Source organism: Streptomyces sp. NPDC048484, from assembly GCF_040651415.1.
Classification (GTDB): Bacteria; Actinomycetota; Actinomycetes; order Streptomycetales; family Streptomycetaceae; genus Streptomyces.
This window is the reverse complement of the sequence record NZ_JBEZJY010000001.1, coordinates 49,227-69,370: the sequence shown is the minus strand read 5'-3', so window position 1 is coordinate 69,370 and position 20,144 is coordinate 49,227. Positions and strand designations below refer to the sequence as shown.

General features: G+C 70.9%; 14 protein-coding genes and 1 other RNA gene. 5 read left to right on the top strand and 10 right to left on the bottom strand.

Annotated elements, in window-relative coordinates; translation table 11 throughout:
- Positions 1-18 precede the first annotated feature (18 nt).
- The 6 genes from dacB to ftsE all read right to left on the bottom strand — a co-directional run bounded on the left by dacB (position 19) and on the right by ftsE (position 5,817).
- Positions 19-1,548: a D-alanyl-D-alanine carboxypeptidase/D-alanyl-D-alanine-endopeptidase gene (gene dacB, locus AB0D14_RS00255; RefSeq protein WP_362773117.1), complete on the bottom strand. Its 1,530-nt coding sequence runs from the start codon at positions 1,546-1,548 to the stop codon at positions 19-21.
- Between the two features lie 236 nt (positions 1,549-1,784).
- Positions 1,785-2,172: a transfer-messenger RNA gene (gene ssrA / locus AB0D14_RS00250) on the bottom strand.
- A 128-nt stretch (positions 2,173-2,300) separates the two neighbouring features.
- The gene (gene smpB, locus AB0D14_RS00245) at positions 2,301-2,846 is read right to left on the bottom strand and encodes an SsrA-binding protein SmpB (protein ID WP_362773114.1); all 546 of its coding nucleotides are present in this window, start codon (positions 2,844-2,846) and stop codon (positions 2,301-2,303) included.
- 83 nt (positions 2,847-2,929) lie between these two features.
- Positions 2,930-4,096, bottom strand: coding sequence for a S41 family peptidase (locus AB0D14_RS00240; protein WP_362772389.1), 1,167 nt, complete (start codon positions 4,094-4,096; stop codon positions 2,930-2,932).
- Positions 4,097-4,163: 67 nt separating this feature from the next.
- Positions 4,164-5,081 (bottom strand): permease-like cell division protein FtsX, encoded by a 918-nt coding sequence (ftsX, locus tag AB0D14_RS00235; protein ID WP_362772386.1) that lies wholly within the window; start codon positions 5,079-5,081, stop codon positions 4,164-4,166.
- A 46-nt stretch (positions 5,082-5,127) separates the two neighbouring features.
- Positions 5,128-5,817: a cell division ATP-binding protein FtsE gene (gene ftsE, locus AB0D14_RS00230; protein WP_107015900.1), complete on the bottom strand. Its 690-nt coding sequence runs from the start codon at positions 5,815-5,817 to the stop codon at positions 5,128-5,130.
- A 374-nt stretch (positions 5,818-6,191) separates the two neighbouring features.
- Between ftsE and AB0D14_RS00225 the strand changes: the two genes are divergently transcribed.
- Positions 6,192-6,383 carry a hypothetical protein gene (locus tag AB0D14_RS00225; protein WP_362772383.1) on the top strand — a complete coding sequence of 64 codons (192 nt, stop codon included), beginning with the start codon at positions 6,192-6,194 and terminating at the stop codon, positions 6,381-6,383.
- A 121-nt stretch (positions 6,384-6,504) separates the two neighbouring features.
- Here the strand turns inward: AB0D14_RS00225 and AB0D14_RS00220 are convergent, their stop codons facing one another.
- The 4 genes from AB0D14_RS00220 to AB0D14_RS00205 all read right to left on the bottom strand — a co-directional run bounded on the left by AB0D14_RS00220 (position 6,505) and on the right by AB0D14_RS00205 (position 11,883).
- A complete protein-coding gene (locus AB0D14_RS00220; protein WP_362772380.1) occupies positions 6,505-7,119 on the bottom strand; it encodes an LPXTG cell wall anchor domain-containing protein in 615 nt (204 codons plus the stop codon).
- Positions 7,120-7,422: 303 nt separating this feature from the next.
- Complete coding sequence (gene prfB, locus AB0D14_RS00215; RefSeq protein ID WP_362772377.1) at positions 7,423-8,529, bottom strand: peptide chain release factor 2; 1,107 nt, start codon at positions 8,527-8,529, stop codon at positions 7,423-7,425.
- A gap of 239 nt (positions 8,530-8,768) precedes the next feature.
- A complete protein-coding gene (locus AB0D14_RS00210; RefSeq protein ID WP_362772374.1) occupies positions 8,769-10,007 on the bottom strand; it encodes a serine/threonine-protein kinase in 1,239 nt (412 codons plus the stop codon).
- A 175-nt stretch (positions 10,008-10,182) separates the two neighbouring features.
- Complete coding sequence (locus AB0D14_RS00205; protein WP_362772371.1) at positions 10,183-11,883, bottom strand: protein kinase; 1,701 nt, start codon at positions 11,881-11,883, stop codon at positions 10,183-10,185.
- 426 nt (positions 11,884-12,309) lie between these two features.
- Here AB0D14_RS00205 and AB0D14_RS00200 point away from each other — a divergent pair, with 426 nt between their 5' ends.
- The 4 genes from AB0D14_RS00200 (at position 12,310) to AB0D14_RS00185 (ending at position 20,016) form a co-directional block, all read left to right on the top strand.
- On the top strand, positions 12,310-16,089 hold the full coding sequence (locus tag AB0D14_RS00200; RefSeq protein ID WP_362772368.1) for an FHA domain-containing protein: 3,780 nt from the start codon (positions 12,310-12,312) through the stop codon (positions 16,087-16,089).
- Positions 16,090-16,342: 253 nt separating this feature from the next.
- Entirely contained in the window at positions 16,343-17,731 is a 1,389-nt protein-coding gene (locus tag AB0D14_RS00195) for an ABC transporter substrate-binding protein (RefSeq protein ID WP_362772365.1), read from the top strand.
- Between the two features lie 9 nt (positions 17,732-17,740).
- Positions 17,741-19,093, top strand: a complete 1,353-nt coding sequence (locus AB0D14_RS00190; protein WP_362772362.1) for a sugar ABC transporter permease — start codon at positions 17,741-17,743, stop codon at positions 19,091-19,093.
- 116 nt (positions 19,094-19,209) lie between these two features.
- The gene (locus tag AB0D14_RS00185; protein WP_362773111.1) at positions 19,210-20,016 is read left to right on the top strand and encodes a carbohydrate ABC transporter permease; all 807 of its coding nucleotides are present in this window, start codon (positions 19,210-19,212) and stop codon (positions 20,014-20,016) included.
- Positions 20,017-20,144 lie beyond the last annotated feature (128 nt).

Genomic DNA, 20,144 nt, shown 5'->3' with positions numbered 1-20,144 from the left:
GGACCGCGGTTCACCCGCTCAGCACTTCCCCGGCTTGAGCCACGCGCACTCCAGGTCGCCGTTCCGCTCGCTCGCCCGCGCGCTCGGGCCCGGGGCCTTCACCGTCACGGTGTCGTCCGCCGTGGACCCTGCCAGCGTCACCACGATCGCGTCCTCCAGCGGCTTCACGGACGAGACCAGATAGTTGTTGAGCACGATGCTGTAGACGAGTTCACGTCCGTCCGCGTCCTTCACGTACCCGGAGAGCGCGGACGCCCCCGTCAACGAGCCCGTCTTGCCACGGGCGTTGAGCGCCGCGGGCGTCCCGCACATCCTGGTCCGCAGTGTGCCGCCCACGAACCGGTCGGGGGCGCAGGCGACCGGCAGGGACTTGTACCAGTCGGCGTACCAGGGCTCGGACCGCACCGCGAGCAGCAGCTTGGCGAACTGGCCGGCGGAGATGTTGTTCATCCGGGAGAGCCCCGACCCGTCGACCTGCCGCAGCTTGCCCGTGTCGACGCCGACGCCCTTCAGGTAGCCGCTCACCGCGTCGAGTCCGGCGCTCCAGCTCCCCTCACCTGAGGCCTTGCGGCCCATGGCCTTGGTGAGGATCTCCGCGTGCATGTTGTTCGACAGCTTCATGAACGGGATCAGCAGTTCCTTCAGCGGCATGGAGGCGTGCGAGGCGAGCTGCCGCGCCCCCGCGGGTGTGGCGCGCCCGAGCCGCGTCTGCCCGGTCACCTTCACCCCGTGCGCGGCGAGCGCGTCGCGGAACACGGCGGCCGCGTACCCCGTGGGCTCCCATACGCTCACCCACTCCTGGGCACCGGAGCCGCCCACCGGCGTCGTACCGCTGACGACGATCGTGTTGCCGCCGTGCTCCCGCTCCACGGTGAGGTCGTTCGCCCCGCCCGCGGCGACGGTGGTGGCCCGTACGTCGATGTCCACGTACTTCGTCTTCGGGGTGACGGTGATCCGGGGCTTGTCACCGGCCGCCGCACCCGGTGCGACCTGCACGATCACCGATCCGGTGTCGTAGTCGGTGTCCGGCGCGACACTCAGCGCGCTGATCTGCGCCGAGTAGTACGCGGACTCGTCGTCGGCGGCCCAGGAACGGCCGAGCCGGCTGCTGTCGAAGCGGGTGTCATCGGCGAGGAGCCGCCCGTCGACGCGGGTGACGCCCGACTCGGCGACGCGTGCCGCCAGGGCGTCGTAGTCCTCGGCCAGCGCGGTCGGGTCACCGGTGCCGCGCAGGTACAGGTCGCCGCCCAGCACCGAGCCGTGCCGGCGGCCGGTCGTGAGGACGTCCGTCGTGAACGTGTAGTCCGGTCCGAGGATCTCCATGGCGGCTGCCGAGGTAGGCAGCTTGGTGTTGGAGGCCGGCATCAGCCTCGAGGTGGGCGCCCGCTGGTACAGCACGTCCCCGCCGGCGGCTTCGGCGATCACGACGCCCGCCGCACCGCCCTCCATCCGGCTGTCCCCGAGGATGGTGTCGATGGCCTCCGGCAGCCCGCTGGTCCCCGGGTCCGCCCCGGCCGGCGCGCTCCAGCCGAGCCCGGCCGCCAGCATCCCCAGCACCACGGCCCAAGTCCACCCGCGCCCGCGCGGGTTGTGAGATCTCCTGGTATCTCCGATGGTCTCTCCGAGTCGTGTCATGCGACGCAGCATCCAGGACGACCGGCCCCGGCAACAGTGCACGACGCGGACTGACCTCGCCCGGCCCCGGCGAGCATGACGAAGGCCCCGCTGCCTGAGCAGCGGGGCCTTCGTTTTCACTCTGAACTTTTTTTGCTCTGAACATGGGAAAGTGGAGATGGCGGGAATCGAACCCGCGTCCAACGGTGCAGAATCAGGGCTTCTCCGAGCGCAGTTCGCTGAGATTTTCTCAGCCCCGGAGATCACGCGAACAAGTCTCCGACGGGCTCAGTCACTGTTTGATTTCCCATCGAACCCCGTGACCGGGCTCGATGGTTTAGTTCCCTAGATTATGCCAGGGTCCGGGTCGGGAACACTCCCGGGCTGACACCCATTAGGGTCCTTCACTCACTGGTTATTAAGCAGCGAGGGCGAAGGACTGGGAATCGCTCTTGGAATTGGCGATTATTGGTTGCGACATATGGTTAACGAGATCATTGCCGCTTCCTCGGCTCGCTTCCCCTGCTTCGACAGCCGCTGTCGAAACCGATCATCCCCATGTTGTTTTTTCAAACCCTCCGAGGAGGGCGCGTGCACCTGCTGTGAGGTGCAGTGCCATCGTACGTGACCAACGCACGTGGATGCCACTGTATTCCCGCGCGCCACCGGCAGCGCCACCCTCAGCGCTACTGGCCGCGCACCTGGCCGCGCTCCTGGCGCTTGACCGCCGCGATCACACGGTCCGACTCGCGCCGGTCCTGCTTCTCGCGCAGGGTCTGGCGCTTGTCGTACTCCTTCTTGCCCCGGGCGAGCGCGATCTCGGCCTTCGCGCGGCCGTCCTTGAAGTACAGGACGAGGGGCACGATCGTGTGACCCGTCTCCTCGGACTTCGACGCCAGCTTGTCGATCTCCTCGCGGTGCAGGAGCAGCTTGCGCTTGCGGCGCGCGGAGTGGTTGGTCCAGCTGCCCTGGGTGTACTCGGGGATGTGGGCGTTGTGCAGCCACGCCTCGTTCCCGTCGATCTGGACGAAGCCGTCGGCCAGCGAGGCACGCCCCTGGCGCAGCGACTTCACCTCGGTGCCGGTGAGCACGATCCCGGCCTCGTAGACGTCGATGATCGCGTAGTCGTGCCGGGCCTTCTTGTTCTGCGCGACGATCTTGCGCTGGCCGTCCTTGGTCTTGCCCTGGGTTCCACCGCCCTGCTTCGGCTGGGATTCCTTCGGTACGTACATGCCCTTGCTCATAGTGCTGGCCATTTTCGCACTAGAGGGGGGCCAGAGGGAAAGCCGATTAGTCGGCGGGGAGATCCGCGGTGCTACGAGGGGTCCCCGAGCCCGCTCAGTACGGTCTCGGCGCGCTCCAGCGCGCCGTCCTCGACCTCCAGGTCGGGGGTGATGCCACGGGCGTCCACGGTGCGCCCGGAGGGGGTGCGGTAGTGCCCGACCGTCAGTTCGGCGACGGAGCCGTCGGGCAGCCGGCTCGGCATCTGGACCGAGCCCTTTCCGAAGGTCCTGGAGCCGACGACGACCGCGCGTCCGCGGTCCTGCAGGCCGCCCGTGAGGAGTTCGGCCGCGCTCATCGTGCCGCCGTCGACGAGCGCGACCAGGGGTCTGGTGGTGTCGCCGCCGGGATCGGCGTGCAGGGCCCGCTGGTCGCCGTTCACGTCGTACGTGGCCACGAGGCCGCCGTCGAGGAAGGCGGAGGCGGCGGTGACGGCCTCGGTGACCAGGCCGCCGGAGTTGCCCCGCAGGTCGAGGACGATCCCGCCGTCCACGGGTGCGCCGGCCACAGCTGTCCGTACGAAGTCTCCGGAGCCCTTGGTGAAGGCGGCGGCCTTGATCACGGTGACATCGCCGGGGAGTTCGCGCACGCTCACGGAGTCGGTGGACAGCCGAGCCCGGTGCAGGGTCTCGCTCCACGCGCGCGTGCCGCGCTGCAGTCCGAGGGCGACGGTGGTGCCGGCGTCGGCACCGGTGGCGTCGCCCCTCAGCAAGGAGACGACCTCGGTGACGGGCCTGCCGTCGACGCGGTGGCCGTCGACACTGCGCAGCCGGTCGCCCTTGCGGATGCCGGCGCTCGCGGCGGGCGAGCCGGACTGGACCCGGGCCACCTCGATCCGTCCGCCGCTCTCGCGCCGGGCCCAGAGGCCGACGCCGGTGTACTGGCCGTCGAGGGCTTCTTCGAACTCCTTGTACTCGCCCTCGGAGTAGACGGCGCCCCAGCGGTCGCCGCTGCGGCTGACGGCCCGCTCGGCGGCCTCCACGGGTGACTTGCCGTCGGCCATCGCCTCGGCTGCGGCGTCGGCGACGTCCTCCTGGTGGCCGGCCTGGGTGGTACGGGCCGACGGGGAGCCGGATTTCCGGCCGGGGGTGTCGAACGAGCCGGTCGCGGCGCCTGCCGCGAGAACGCTCGCGAAGACCAACGTCAGGGCCGCCCCGCGGCGGATGCGGCGGGGCTGACAGAACAGGTCGCGGCCTGACATGCCGGTGAGTCTAGGACAACGAGAAGGGCCGTACCGGCGGTTGCCGGTACGGCCCTCTTGGCATGCGTCACACCTTCAAGTACTTGCGCAACGCGAAGAACGCGGCCAGCGCGGGCATCAGAAGGCTCGTGGCGAGGATGAGCGGCATTTTCGCGAGAACGGCGTCCCAGCCGATGAAGTCGATCAGGTTCAGCTTCTCGGACAGGGCCAGGCCGTGGTCGATGATGAAGTACCGCGCGAGCACCAGGAAGGCGCAGGCGACACCACCGCCGATGAGTCCGGCGACCGCGGCCTCCATGATGAACGGCGCCTGGATGTAGAAGCCGGAGGCGCCCACCAGGCGCATGATCCCGGTCTCACGCCGACGGCTGAACGCGGAGACGCGCACCGTGTTGACGATCAGCATCAGCGCGACGACAAGCATCAGCACCATCAGCGCGATGGCCGCCCAGTTCATGCCGTTGAGCAGCTCGAAGAGGTTGTCGAGGATGCTCTTCTGGTCCTGCACGGACTGCACGCCGTCCCGGCCGTCGAAGGCGGTCGCGATGACCTTGTACTTCTCCGGGTTCGTCAGCTTGACGCGGAAGGACTCCTGCATCTGGTCCGGGGTCAGCGAGGCCGCCAGCGGGGAGTCGCCGAACTGCTCCTTGTAGTGCTTGTACGCCTCGTCGCTGGACTCGTGTATGACGTTGTCGACGACCGGCATCTTGCCCAGGTCGGTCTGGATCTGCTTCCTCTGCTCGCTGGTGACCGCCCCCTTGGCACAGTTGGGGTCGGACTCCGCGTCGCTCTTGTTGCAGAGGTAGATCGAGACGTTGACCTTGTCGTACCAGTAGCCCTTCATCGTGTTCACCTGGTCGCTCATCAGGAGCGAGCCACCGAACAGGGCGAGGGACAGGGCGACGGAGACGATGACCGCGAAGGTCATGGTCAGGTTGCGGCGGAGACCGACACCGATCTCCGACAGTACGAACTGGGCGCGCATGGCGTCTTCTCAGGCCTTTCCGTGGACGGACGCGTGGGGGTCGCGGTCAGTGCTGATAGCCGTAGACGCCACGCGCCTGGTCGCGGACGAGGCGACCCTTCTCCAGCTCTATGACGCGCTTGCGCATCTGGTCCACGATGTTCTGGTCGTGCGTCGCCATCACGACGGTGGTGCCGGTCCGGTTGATCCGGTCGAGCAGCTTCATGATGCCGACGGAGGTCTGTGGGTCCAGGTTTCCGGTGGGTTCGTCCGCGATCAGCAGCTTGGGCCGGTTCACGAACGCTCTCGCGATCGCCACCCGCTGCTGTTCGCCGCCGGACAGCTCGCCGGGCATTCGGTCCTCCTTGCCGCCGAGGCCGACGAGGTCGAGCACCTGCGGCACGGACTTGCGGATCTCGCCCTTCGACTTGCCGATCACTTCCTGGGCGAAGGCGACGTTCTCGGCGACCGTCTTGTTGGGCAGGAGGCGGAAGTCCTGGAACACGGTCCCCAGCTGGCGGCGCATCTGCGGCACCTTCCAGTTGGAGATGCGCGCGAGGTCCTTGCCCAGCACGTGCACCTGGCCGTGGCTGGCCCGCTCCTCACGGAGGATCAGCCGCAGGAAGGTGGACTTTCCGGAGCCGGAGGACCCCACCAGGAACACGAACTCTCCGCGCTCGACCTCCAGGGAGACATCCCGGAGAGCGGGGTGGGTCTGCTTGGCGTAGACCTTGGAGACGTTGTCGAATCGGATCACGGATGCACCACAGGCCGTCGGGGATATCGGGGGTAGATGAGCGTGACCTTACGCGACCTGGGTACACCGGCGCAGGCGCCGAGGCGGGTTGCTCGAGGGTTGTGCGCATTTGTACCGGGGCAGCATCTGATGGAGGGGGCCGCACCCCGCAGGAGCGCCGGGCTGTGACACTCGGCGGTTCCATCGCGGGGCGCGACCGGCCCCCACCCGTCCGCAGCCGCGGAACACGCCCCGAGCCCCCTCACGAGGCGCCCGTCCGGCCCCCTGCAAGGGAACCCGCGCGCCCTCCGGAGGAACCTGGCACAGTGGTAAGGGGAACGTTCGCGTTCCCGGGAGCGTTGTCCACGTGGAACCGGTGCAAGGAGGGCAAGCGCATGACGTACGACCGGTTGGTGTGCGCGAACTGCGCCGGGCCCGTGAGCGAAGGCCGCTGCTCGCTCTGCCGCGCGAACCGTGAGCGACTGCAGCAGGAGGGGCCCCTTGGCGGGCTCACCCCCATGGCGCTGATCGCCCTGCTGGCCATCCTGATCGCGGCGGTGGCCCTGCTGGCCCACCAGACCGCGTAGGGGACACGCGTCACGGACGACAGACGAGAACAGACGACATACGGGAAGGGCCCGGAGCTGCTCGCTCCGGGCCCTTCTCGCGTCCTCACGTGTCGCCACGTCCGGACGCCTGTGACATGCGTCAGGCAGCGACGCCCCGGCCGTTCATGAGGCGCGGCAGCATACGGAAGCCGATGCCGCCGGCGATCATCGTGGCGGCGCCGATCAGCAGGTACGTGATGTTCTCGGCGGCGCCGGTCTCGGCCAGCTCACCGCCGGTGCCCTGGGCGGAGGTGTCCGAGCCCGTGTCGGTCAGGCTCTCCTTGCCCGCACCCTGCTCGACGGGGTTGGAGCCGCCGCCGTCGGCGTCGTTGTCGTTGCCGCCACCGCCACCGCCGCCGTTCTCGTTGCCCGGGGAGGACGGGTCGTCCGCGGTGGGCTCGTCGGTCGGCTCCTCGGTGGGCTCAGTGGGCTCCTCGGTCGGCTCCTCGGTGGGGGGCTCCTCGGTGGGGGGCTCCTCCGTGGGCGGGTCGGTCGGGATCTCCGTCGGGTCGGTCGGAGGCGGGGTCGTCGGGTCCTCGACACCGATGCCGACACCGACACCGCTCTCGTCGACACTGGCGCCGACACTCAGGCCGGCTACGTCGACACCCACGTCGAGTGCCGAAGCGGCACCGGCGGCGGTCAGTGAAGCTCCGGCGGCGATCACCGCGCCGGCGGCTATCCGCGCGACCCGGATCCGCGTCTTCTTGGTCATCTGGCTGCTACCCCCAGTAGCTCATCGTCAATGGTGCAGCGCCCGGGGCCACGACATCGGGGGGCCTCGGTGAAGCTCCCGGTTCACACGCGCCCCAGAAATACGCATGCCGCGCGTTACCCTTCCCACTTTTCAAAGCAACGTCAAGGTCGTTGCGACCGCGATGTCCAGATCAAGCTCTTTTGACCGGCACAGCGTCATGTGAGTGTGATGTAAAACCCACGCATCGCCCAACAGAATGGGCAACCGCCGCCCGGTGGGCGACAGTTGCCCTGTCGACAAAACGACGTACGCGAATGTCGCTTACTTCTCCTGCTGCTTGCGCCAGCGAATTCCAGCCTCAAGGAAACCGTCGATCTCGCCGTTGAAAACGGCCTCGGGGTTACCGACTTCGCAATCCGTGCGGAGATCCTTGACCATCTGGTACGGGTGCAGGACGTACGAACGCATCTGATTGCCCCAGGAGTTGCCGCCGTCGCCCTTGAGCGCGTTCATCGCGGCCTGCTCCTCCTGACGGCGCCGCTCCAGCAGCTTGGCCTGGAGGACGTTCATCGCGGACGCCTTGTTCTGGATCTGCGACCGCTCGTTCTGACAGGACACGACGATGCCGGTGGGGAGGTGGGTCAGCCGCACCGCGGAGTCGGTCGTGTTGACGCCCTGACCGCCGGGGCCTGACGAGCGGTAGACGTCCACCCGCAGCTCGGACTCGTCGATCTCGATGTGGTCGGTCTGCTCGACGACGGGCAGCACCTCCACACCGGCGAACGACGTCTGCCGGCGTCCCTGGTTGTCGAAGGGCGAGATCCGGACGAGCCGGTGCGTGCCCTGCTCGACCGAGAGCGTCCCGTACGCGTACGGCACCTGGACGGCGAAGGTGGTCGACTTGATGCCGGCCTCCTCCGCGTACGAGGTCTCGTAGATCTCCGTCTTGTATCCGTGCTGCTCGGCCCACCGCAGGTACATGCGCTGCAGCTTCTCGGCGAAGTCCGCGGCGTCCACGCCACCGGCCTCGGCGCGAATGTTGACGAGCGCCTGCCGGACGTCGTACTCGCCTGAGAGCAATGTCCGGACCTCCATCTCGGCCAGTGCCTTCCTGACGACGACCAGCTCGGACTCGGCCTCGGCACGGGTGTCCGAGTCGTCCTCCTCCTCGGCCATCTCGAAGAGCACACTGAGATCGTCGATGCGCCCGCGGAGCGTCTCGGCCTTGCGCACCTCCGCCTGGAGGTGGCTCAGCTTGCTGGTGATCTTCTGCGCCGCGTCGGGGTCGTCCCACAGGGACGGTGCCGCCGCCTGCTCCTCGAGCACGGCGATGTCCGCCCTCAGCTTGTCGAGGTCCAGGACGGCCTCGATCGACTCCATGGTCGAGGAGAGGGACTTGAGTTCTTCGGATACATCGACGACTGCCACTCCCCCAGCGTAACGGCTCCGCCAAGTTGGGTCGGCCGGTGTGCGGGGTGCCCGTTCCTGAGGGCTGCCGCCCCTGGACCGCCGCGCCCCTGAGAGGGCGCAGCCCTTCAGGGGCGCGGGGAACTGCGCAACGGGGGTTCGGGGGCGGAGCCCCCCGAGGACGATGGGGGTCCCCCCGCTCGAGCGAAGCCGAGAGTGGGGGAGGGAAGGGGCGGCGGGGGCGAAAAAGGCCCGGTCGGTCACGGTGCGGCCGGAGCGGAGTTCTCCGTGTCGGAGGGCGTGTCCGCGTCGTCCCCCGAGGTGGCGAGCCACGCGCCACCCCCGATCGCGGCGACCAGGGCGACCCCGGCCACCCCGAGCGTGATCCGGCGCCGCCGTGCGGAGGCCCGGTGCCGCGCGGACCCCGGCCGCGGCGCTCCCGCCGCACGGGGAGCGCGGGCCGTGCCGAGAGCGCCCCCCGCCAGCTCGTCCGGCCCGGGCACCCTCATCGATGTGTGCGTGTCCCGGTTGGAGTCGGGCTTGGGTCCCGGTACCAGCGGAACGGCCCCGCGCCGCACCCGCTCCCGCGGAGCCTCCGGCTCGGCCGGCGCGGCGTCCTCGTCGTAGGTGCCGTCCGACTCCCCGTCCGGCTCGTCCACGTCCAGCGGCGGCATCCCGTCGAGCAGGGGCAGCTGCTCCCGCAGCCGCTCTCCCAGCTCGGACGCCCGCAGCCGGGACGCCGGCGCCTTGGCCAGACACTGCACGAGCAGTTGCCACAGCTCGTCCGGGATCCCGGGCAGCGGGACCACGGTCTCGGTGACGTGCCGGCGAAGGACCGCTCCCGGATGCCCGCCGCCGAACGGCGTGAACCCCGCCAGGAGCTCGTACAGCACGGTCGCCAGCGCGTAGATGTCGACGGCCGCCCGCGGCGGGAGCCCCTCGATGATCTCGGGCGCCAGGTAGTCCGGCGTACCGATGATCTTCGTTGCCCGGGTGCGCCGCGGCGAGTCGATGAGCTTGGCGACCCCGAAGTCCGTGAGCAGCGCGGGGTGCGAACCGCCGGGTCCGAGTGGTCCCTGCATGTCGAGCAGCACGTTCTCGGGCTTCACGTCCCGGTGCACGACGCCCGCCGCGTGCGCCGCGGCGAGACCGTCCGCGACGTCGGCCACGATCGCGACGGCCGACTCGGGCGCGAGCCGCCGCTCCCGGTCGAGCCGGGTGCGCAGGTCCGTGCCGCGTACGAGGTCCATGACCAGGGCGAGATCGTTGCCGTCGACCACGAGGTCCCGCACGGAGACGACATGCGGATGGTCGAGGCCGAGCAGGGCCGTCCGCTCCTGCACGAAACGCCCCACCAGTTCCTGGTCGGACGCCAGGTCCTCGCGCAGCAGCTTGATGGCGACGGGGCCCTCGGGCCCCTCGCCCAGCCACACCGTGCCGGCGCTCCCCCGCCCCAGGATCTGGTGCGCGGTGTACCGGCTGCCGATCTTCCGTACCAAGACTGCTCCTACGGGCGCGTGTTGGCGACAAAACTACGCGCCCGGAGCGCCAACCTTCACTTCGGCGACGGAAATCACCCCCCAGGTGTCGACAAATCCCCAGAACCGCGGTGCGGTTCTGGGGATTTTGAGGGGTTCGAGGGAGCAAGTTCCTGAGAACGCCGCCCGTGAAGATCTACTTCCCGAGCCTGTCGACCCATCCGGAGACTTTGTCGTACCCGTCCCCGAGCTGCTCCCAGTAGCTCTGGGACGTCCCGATCCAGCCCTGGAGCGGGCTGAACTCCCAGATCGCCCACCCGGCCGCGAAGAGGATGACGATCGTGAACAGGCATCCCTTGAGGCAGCCGAGCCCGGGGATCTTCATCCGGTTGGCGCTGCGCTGCCGGGGTTCCCGGGGCTCGCGGGGCGGACGCGGCGCGGGCTGCTGGGGCTGCTGCGGCGCGGGGGCGTACCGCTGCTGGGGCTGCTGCTGAGGGGCGTACCCCTGCGGCTGCTGTCCCTGCTGCGGATACCCGTATCCGGGCTGGTTCTGCGGCGGCTGCTGCTGCTGCTGCCGGGATCGCCCGCGCGGCTGTGGCTGTTGCGAAGGCGGCGGCTGCGGCTGCTGCTGGGGCGGCCGGGCGACCTGTCGCTGCGGGCGGCGCCGCAGCGGGTCCTCGTTCGGGTCGACGTGCGACTGCACCTGCGTCGCTTCGTTGCGGTCGCGGGCCGCGCGGAGCTGGTTCTGCCAGGGGTGCGGGTCCTGGGGGCCCGCCCCGGCCTGGTTCGGCGGCACCGGCGGCATCACGGCGGTCGGGTCGGCCGCACCGTGGTGGGGCAGTACGGCGGTGGGGTCGGCGGCGCCCGCGGCCGCGCCGGTCTGCGGCAGGACGCTGGTCGCGCCGTTCGGGTCGTACGCGGCCGCGTTCTGCGGGAGCACCTGGGTGGGGTCGGCGGCGCCGGATTCGCCCGGCACGGCGGCGGGCGCCGGGTCCGGGACGAGGAGCACACCCACGGCCTCGGCGGCGCCGATCTGCGCAGAGTTCGCGTGCACCCCGATGCCCGCGGCGACCGTACGCAGGCCACGGGCGAGGTTCTCGGCGCTGGGCCGTTCGTCGGGGTTCTTTCGCAGACAGCGCTCTATGACGGTCCACAGCGGATCGGGAACCGTGGAGGGCCGGCGCGGTTCGGCGCTCAGGTGCTGGTGGAGTACTTCCAGGGCCGACCCGCCGCCGAACGGCGGACGGCCGGTGACCAGCTCGTACAGCATGATTCCGGCGCCGTAGATGTCGACGGCGGAGGTCTGCGGGCGGCCCTCGGCGGACTCGGGCGCGACGTACGCGGGCGTGCCGACGAACTCGTGGGTGCGGGTCAGGCCCGGGGAGTCGGCGAGGCGGGCGATGCCGAAGTCCGTCAGCATTGGGTGCATCTGGCCGTTGACCTGCTGGAGCAGGACGTTCGCCGGCTTCAGGTCGCGGTGCACGACGCCGTCGGCATGGCTGGCGGCGAGCGCGTCAGCCACCTGGGCGGTGAGGAGGGCGGCCGCCATCGGAGAGAACGGGCCGTTCTCCCGCAGGTAGCGGTGCAGGTCAGGACCGTCGATCAGGTCCATGACCAGCGCCAGCAGATCGCCCTCGACCACGAGGTCCCGTACGCGCACGATGTTCGGATGGGTCAGGCGGAGCAGCACGGAGCGCTCCCGCAGGAACCGCATCACGATGTCCGCGTCGCATGCGAGCTCCTCCTTGAGGACCTTGATCGCCACGGTCTCGCCGGGCTGACCGGCCACGGCCGCCTCGGCGCCCGCGGTCTCGCGCTGGCTGGCCCGCCAGACGGTGCCCGTGGCGCCGCGCCCGAGCGGCTCCTCGAGCAGGTACTTGCTGCCTACCGGCCGCACGTCATGCGCTCCCTGCTGCTTGCTTGCCTGGTCCGTCCACCGTGGTACCGGTGGTTCCGACCCACTGTAATGCCGCCGAACACGGCATCGGGCTGTCGTCGTGCTGCGGTTTCCTCAGCCCGGCCCACCTATGCATTACGTGGGACTTTCCCGTATGCGTTCGATGAAAAGACGCTCACTTCGGGTGGTTTGGTTGCCCGATCCCGACGTGAGCGATCTCAACCGGGCATTGGTCAGGCACTTTTGCGGGCAGAGCCGACCAATCAAGATCACTTGGCCGGGGAACGCGGGCGTGTTGTCAGTCTCAGGTGCGAGGATGCTTTCCGTACTGGCCGACGTGTCCGTGCGCGGTGGGGGAAACTGCGGTGGGGGACCGCGGGACAGCCCCGTCGCGGGCGCCCGCGACAGAAGGGACCGCTGACGGCGATGCAGATCCGGCTGACCGTCGTAGACCCGCTGGGCACGCGCCCCGACGGACGCCCCTCGTCCTGCGACGTGCTGGTCACAGCACCCGCCGGGACCGCGCTCGCGGTGGTGGCCTCCGGCCTCGCCTCGGCGGTCGGGGGTGAGGGCCCAGGGGTGCTGTACGCGGAGGCGGAGCGGCTCGACGCACAGCGCTGCACGCTGGGTGAGCCACCGCTGATGGACGGCGCCGTGCTGTCCCTGGGCTCCCCGGCACAGCCAGGTCCCGATGTCGATCCCGCCGCCGCCCAGCTGCGTGTGGTCGCCGGGCCCGACGCCGGGGGCGTCCATCTGCTGCACGGCGGACGGATCGACATCGGCCGCTCCGCCGACGCCGACGTACCTCTGGACGACCCGGACGTATCCCGTCTGCACTGCGCGGTGACCGTCGCGGCGGACGGCCACGTCTCGGTCGCGGACCTGGGCTCCACGAACGGCACGGTGCTGGACGGCAGGCGCGTGAGCGAGCGCCCGGTGCGCTTCGCGCCCGGGGCGCTGCTTCGGGTGGGCGAGTCGGCCCTGCGGCTGGCCCCGGCGGGCGAACCGGCCGACATCCGGGAGACCGCGCCGGACGGCGAGGGGCATGTACGGGTGGTCACGGCACCGGAGGCACCGGAGGCTCCCGGCCGTTCGCGGCAGCAGAGCCACGCACAGAACCAGGGACAAGGACAAGGACAGGGCCAGGGACAGAGCCACGGCCGGGGTCGGAATCCAGCCGTATCCGGCGGGGCGGAGACCGGAGGCGCGAATGTGCCCCGCGCGCGGGACGGGGGCTCCCCCGAGGATCCCCCGGCCCCCCGGGATTCCGGCTCCCGGACCGCGCCGCCGACCGCCGAGACCCATCACGGCTACGGGACGGCCGGGTGGGGCGCCGCCGAAGGCGGGACCTCGGCGGCCCAGGGGCACGTACCCGCGGGGCCGCATATGGTGCCCCGGCAGGGCGGAGCACCCCGGTCGGAGCGCACGGCCTTCGGCGGGCCGGCCGAGGAGGGCCCGGATGTCCAGGGACCCGGTGAGGGCAAACGCCAGGGCACTCCCCTCCGGGGGACGCCCGTGCCGCGCGGTGCGCGCAAGCGCGGGCTCTCCGCATGGGCCCGCCGGCTGGCGGGCACCCGGAGTGACGACCCGTACGACGACGAGGGTGCCGAGGCCGACGAGGCCGAGTACGACACGTACGAGTCGTACGAGGCGCCGTTCGCCGAGCCCGTCCCCCTGGGCGTGCCCGAGCCGGAGCGGTGGCCCGATCCCGCCGCGCTGCTGCTGACGGCGCTCGGACCGGGGCCGCGGCTGTGGGAGCGCGGGCCGGGGCACCAGGAGACACTCACGGTCCGGCTGGGCACGGCGGACCGGAGCGCGCCCGACGGCTCCGGTCTGCTGCCCGCCGTCCCGGTGACCGCCGGACTGCGGGAGGTCGGGGCGCTGGGTCTGGCCGGACCGCGCGAGCGCCTCTCGGGGCTCGCGCGCGCGGTGGTGGCCCAGCTCGCCGCACTGCACTCCCCCGACTCGCTGGAGATCACGCTCCTCAGCACTGACCGCTCGCGCTCCCTGGAGGAGCGCACCGCCGAGTGGTCGTGGCTCGGCTGGCTGCCCCACCTGCGCCCCACCCACGGCCAGGACTGCCGCCTCCTCCTCGCCTACGACCGTGAACAGGCGACAGCGCGTACGGAGGAGCTGGTCCGGCGCCTGGAGGACCATCTGACGGAGACGGGGCGCGCCGTCGAGAGGGGTCACGGATCCCGCCTCGCCGGAGGCTCGCCGGATGACAGCGGGGCCTTCGCGCGCCACCCGGGGAACCCGGCGGACACGGGCCCGGACGCCCCCTCCGGGACGTACGCGCCTGGCCGGGGCGGCCGGGAAGCCTCCGGTGCGCACGACCTCGGTGCCTCAGCGCTCGCTCCTGGGAGCCATCCCCTCGTACGCGACAACCACGCCACTCACCTGGGACTCCCCCGCAGCGGCACACAGGCCGATGAGGCGCGAGGAGGCGGCCGGCGGCCTTCCTCCGCGCGGTCCGACGACCTCGCGGAGGCGGCCGAGTGGGCCGGCCCCCACACCGTCGTCGTGGTGGACGGGGACCCCGGGTCGGCCTCTGTCCGGGAAGCCGTGTCACGGCTCGCGGCCGAGGGGCCCCAGGTCGGGATCCACGTCATCTGTCTCGCCGAGACACCGGCCGCGTCGCCCGCCTCGCCGGTGGCCGACACGTACGAGGCGGCCTGCGCGGTGTCCCCCGCGTTCCGCGAGTGCGGGGCCGTCGCACTGCTCAGCGGCGACGTGGCGACGGCTCTGCGTCTGCTGCGCGTGGCCTCCGGCACACAGCCGCACGGCGCGTCGGGGATGTCAGGGGCACCAGGGGTGTCAGGCGCATCGGGCGGTCCCGTCGGCCATGGCACGGTCGCCGCGGTGGACGCCGTCTCCATGGCGTGGGCCGAGCGCTTCGCGCGGGCGCTCGCGCCGTTGCGTGCGGAGGGCACCGCCGGCGAGCAGCACACGCGCGTGTCCGCGCCGCTGCCGCAGGGCGCGCGGCTGCTGGACGAGCTGGGCCTGGCGAGGGCGACCCCCGCGTCCCTGATGGCGCGCTGGGCGGACGCGGCCGACGACCCGGAGGCGCTCGGCGGCCGGGCCACGGCCGTGCTCGGCGCCGGGCCGCGCGGGCCCGTCGGTGTGGACCTCTCCCACGAGGGACCGCACCTGCTGATCGAGGGCCCGCCGGGCAGCGGGCGTACGGAGCTGCTGCGTTCCGTGGCAGCGTCGCTCGCCGCCGCGGAGCGGCCCGACCGGCTCGGCATCGTGCTGGTCGACGGCCGGGACGGCACGGGCACCGGCGGCGCCGCGTCACGCGGGGACGGGCTCCAGGTCTGTACGGACCTGCCCCACGTCACGACGCATCTGGGCGCCCACGATCCCGTACGGATGCGGGAGTTCGCGCAGTCCCTGTCCGCCGAGCTGAAGCGGCGGGCCGAGCTGCTCGGGCGGCTCGACTTCGCCGAGTGGCACTCCCGGCCCGAGGCGTCGGACCGGGTCGTCGCCCAGCGCTCTGCCGGTTCCCCGGCCAGGCAGGCCACCGGCTCGGCCGCCGGAGCCAAGGCCGGATCCGCCGCCGGCTCCGCTTCCGGCTCCAATTCCGGTTCCGCTTCCAGCTCCTCTTCCGGCGCCGCAGATCTCGACACGTCCTCCAGCGCCACCCTGCGGCTGCGTCCCATCGCGGCCCGGCCCCGTGCGGACACGGGGCCCCCGCTGCCCCGGCTCGTCGTGATCGTCGACGATCTGGACGCGCTGCTCTCCCCCGCGCTGGGCTCCCCCGGGCGCCCGGCCGCCGGTTCCGTCGTACGGGCCCTGGAAGGGGTCGCCCGGGACGGAGAGCGGCTCGGGGTGCATCTGGTGGCGGCGACCGGCGGCGGGGCCCGTACGGAAGGAACGGAGCTGGCCCGGCGGGCCGGGCTCCGGGTCGTCCTCGACACTCCCGCGTCCGGCCCTGAGGAGCCGTCACCGGGTCGGGGCAGGCTCAGCGGACCGGGTGGGCGGCCGACGCCCTTCCAGGGCGGCCGGGTCACCGGCCGTATCCCGCGTACCGCGACGCTGCGGCCCACGGTGGTGCCGCTGGAGTGGGCTCGCATGGGGGATCCGCCCGCGCGCCGGCCCGTCCGTGAGCTGGGCAACGGGCCCACGGATCTGGCCCTGCTGGCCAGTGCCCTGGAGCGGGCCGCCCGCTCCGTCTCGGCCGCGGAGGTCCCCTCGCTCCTGTGAGCGCCGGTTTCCTCCGCCCCCGCCGCCCTTTCCCGTCCCGTACCTGGGGGCTGCCGCCCCCGGACCCCCGCATCGCGCTGAACGCGCTCGTCCTCAAACGCCGGACGGGCTGAGAGCGTCTCTCCACGTCACGACGCGGTTACGATCACCCCCTTGACAGCGCAGGCGCTCTTGCCGCCGCCAAGCGGACGGGCGTAGACCAAGAGCGCACGGGACGGCTCTCGGACGTTCAACGGAGAACGGGGCACACACCATGCGCAGCAGCACTCTTCGTATCAGCAGGTCGCACAGGAGGAGCAGGGCCGCGAGGGCCGCGGCTGCCGTCGTCGCGGGGGCGATGGCGCTCACGCTCACGGCATGCGGCGGTGACGACAAGAAGGACGATGAGGGGGGTGACGGCGAGAGCGGCGCCGCGGCCAGCGTTCAGCTCCCCAAACTCGACGGCCAGAAGCTTGAGGTGGCGGCCGTGTGGACCGGGCCCGAGCAGGACAACTTCACCGCGGTCCTGGACGAGTTCGAGAAGCGGACGGGCGCGGAGGTCAGTTACGTACCGACCGGCAACAACACCTCCACCTTCCTGGGCACGAAGATCCAGGGCGGCAAGCCGCCGAACGTGGCGTTCCTTCCGCAGGTCGGTGTGCTCCACCAGTTCGCGCAGAAGGGCTGGATCAAGCCTCTGGGCACCGAGGCGCAGGCTCAGCTCGACAAGAACTTCACGGCGGGCTGGAAGGACCTGGGCGCGTACGAGGGCAAGCAGTACGGCGTCTACGCGAAGGCCGCCAACAAGTCGCTGGTCTGGTACAACACGGCGGCGTTCGAGGCGGCGGGCATCACGGCCGAGCCGAAGACCTGGGACGAGTTCGTCCAGACCGCGCAGACCCTGTCGGACGCGGGTTCGCCGGCGGTCTCCATCGGCGGGCAGGACGGCTGGACCCTCACCGACTGGTTCGAGAACATCTACCTCTCGCAGGCGGGACCGGAGAAGTACGACCAGTTGGCCAAGCACGAGATCAAGTGGACGGACCCCTCCGTGAAGGAGGCCCTGACCACGCTGGCCCAGCTGTGGGGCAAGGACGACCTGATCGCGGGCGGCAAGGCCGGCGCGCTGCGCACCGAGTTCCCCAAGTCGGTGACGAACACCTTCTCGGGTGACACCCCGGCGGCGATGGTCTTCGAGGGCGACTTCGTCGCGGCGAACATCAACGCCGACACGAAGGCCAAGATCGGCACGGACGCCAAGGTCTTCCCGTTCCCCGCGGTCGGCGACAAGTCGCCGGTGGTCAGCGGCGGTGACGTGGCGGTGGCGCTGAAGGACGACAAGGGCTCACAGGCTCTGCTGACCTTCCTGGCGTCGACCGACGCGGCCGAGGTGTGGGCGGCGCAGGGCGGCTTCATCTCCCCCAACAAGGAAGTGGACCAGAAGAAGTACAAGGACGACGTGACCCGGGACATCTCCGGAGCGCTGCTCAAGGCGGGTGACGACTTCCGCTTCGACATGTCCGACCAGGCCCCGGCCGCCTTCGGCGGTACCCAGGGCACGGGCGAGTGGAAGGCGCTGCAGGACTTCCTGAAGACCCCCAAGGACGTCGCGGGCACGCAGCAACAGCTCGAGACGTCCGCCGCCAAGGCGTACAAGGGCTGACGGCCGCCCATGGCGTCACAGCTGGCGACGGCGGGGGGCCCGGCGAATCCGGTGCCGCCCGCCGGTAAACGTAAGAGCGTGATGGGTACGCGGTGGTGGGTGGCGGGGCTGTTCCTGCTGCCCGCGATCGTGCTGCTCGGCGCGCTCGTGGTCTACCCCATCGGGTACTCGGTCTGGCGCAGTCTGTACGACGCCGACGGTTCGGGCTTCGTGGGCCTCGGGAACTACGGCGATCTGTTCAGCGACGACGCCACGTTCACCGCCGTCAAGAACACGGCGATCTGGGTCGCGGTCGCTCCGGCGCTGGTGACCGCGCTCGGTCTGATCTTCGCCGTGCTGACCGAACGGGTGCGCTGGTCGACGGCGTTCAAGCTCGTCATCTTCATGCCGATGGCGATCTCCATGCTCGCCGCGGGCATCATCTTCCGGCTGGTGTACGAGGCGGACCCCGACCAGGGCGTGGCCAACGCCCTGGTGGTGGGCGTGCACGACACGTTCGCCGAGTCGTCCGCCTACCCCAAGGCCCGCCCGTCGACCGAGAGCGGTCTCAAGGCGTCCGGCGGGGGTTCCTTCACCTCCACGGGCACGGTGAGCGCGGGCTCGCCTGCCCTGATCCCGCTGGTCGGCATCGCCCCGAACAAGGTGCCGGGCGATCCCGGGGACGCGAAGGCCGCCGAGCCTTCCGATGACGGGGTGTCGGGCACGGTCTGGCTCGACTTCAAGCTGGGCGGCGGCGGCGCGAAGGGCGCCATCGACACGGGTGAGAAGGCGCTGCCCGGCATCAAGGTGGAGGCGGTCAAGGACGGCAAGGTCGTGGCCACCGCGAAGGCGGGCGACGACGGTACGTTCACGTTGCCGGCGTCGGCCGACGGTGCCCGGCTGCGGTTGCCCGACTCGAACTTCGCGGCGGCCTACAACGGCGTCGACTGGCTCGGCCCGAGCCTGGTCACCCCGGCCATCATCGGTTCGTACGCCTGGATGTGGGCGGGCTTCGCGATGGTCCTCATCGCGGCGGGCCTCGCGGGGGTGGACCGCAACCTCCTGGAGGCGGCCCGGGTCGACGGTGCCAACGAGTGGCAGGTGTTCCGCAGGGTCACGGTCCCCCTGCTCGCGCCGGTCCTCGTCGTCGTCCTGATCACCTTGGTGATCAACGTGATGAAGATCTTCGACCTGGTCTTCATCATCGCTCCGCAGCCCAGCCAGGACGAGGCCAACGTGCTGGCCCTGCAACTGGTCAACGCGTCCTTCGGCGGCGGCAACAACCAGGGCCTCGGCAGCGCGATCGGCATCGTCCTGCTGCTGCTCGTGATGCCGGTGATGATCGTCAACATCCGCCGACTGCGAAGGGAGCGCCGACGGTGACCGCACCCTCCGTACCTCTGAAGGGCCCCGGGGACGCCGGGAATCCGGCCGTGGACGCGTCAGGTCCGCCGCGGCGCTCGCTGGCCTCCAGGCTCGCGAGCGGCGCGGCCGGCGGCATGGTGCGGGTCTTCCTCATCCTGGTCGCGCTGCTCTGGGTGACGCCGGCCGTCGGGCTGCTCGCCTCGTCGTTCCGCGACCCGACCGACATCGCCGACTCCGGCTGGTGGGACGTCTTCAGCAGGCCCTCCCAGCTCACCACCGAGAGCTACTCGACGCTGCTCGGCAAGGAGGAGATCACCGACGCCCTGCTCAACACGGTGCTGATCACGGTGCCGGCCACCGCCCTGGTCGTCGTCATCGGCGCCATGGCCGGGTACGCCTTCGCCTGGATGGACTTCAAGGGCCGCGACTGGTGGTTCGTGGCCGTGGTGGCGCTGCTGGTGGTGCCCATCCAGATCGCCCTGATCCCGCTGGCCGACCTCTTCGGCGACCTCGGGATCTTCGGCAGCGTCCTCGGCGTGGTCCTCTTCCACGTGGGTTTCGGCCTGCCGTTCGCGATCTTCCTGCTGCGCAACTTCTTCGCGGAGATCCCCCGTGAACTCCTGGAGGCGGCACGGCTCGACGGCGCGGGCGAGACCCGGGTGTTCACGACGGTGATCCTGCCGCTCGGCGGGCCCGCGATCGCCTCGCTCGGCATCTTCCAGTTCCTGTGGGTGTGGAACGACATGCTGGTGGCGCTGATCTTCTCGGACTCCGGCTCCCGACCGCTGACGGTCGCGCTGACCGAGCAGACCCGGCAGTTCTCCGGCAACATCGAGACGCTCGCGCCCGGCGCGTTCATCTCGATGGTGATCCCGCTGGCCGTGTTCTTCGCGTTCCAGCGGCAGTTCGTGTCCGGCGTGATGGCGGGGGCGGTGAAGTAGCTCCCACCGTGCGCGTTCTCGCGCGTGTTTACGTACGCGTTCCCGTACGCGTTCTGAGGGGCGGGCCGTCTCCGGTCCGCCCCTTCGCGTGCGCCCGGGGTCCCCCACATGCCGCATTCGGCGTAACC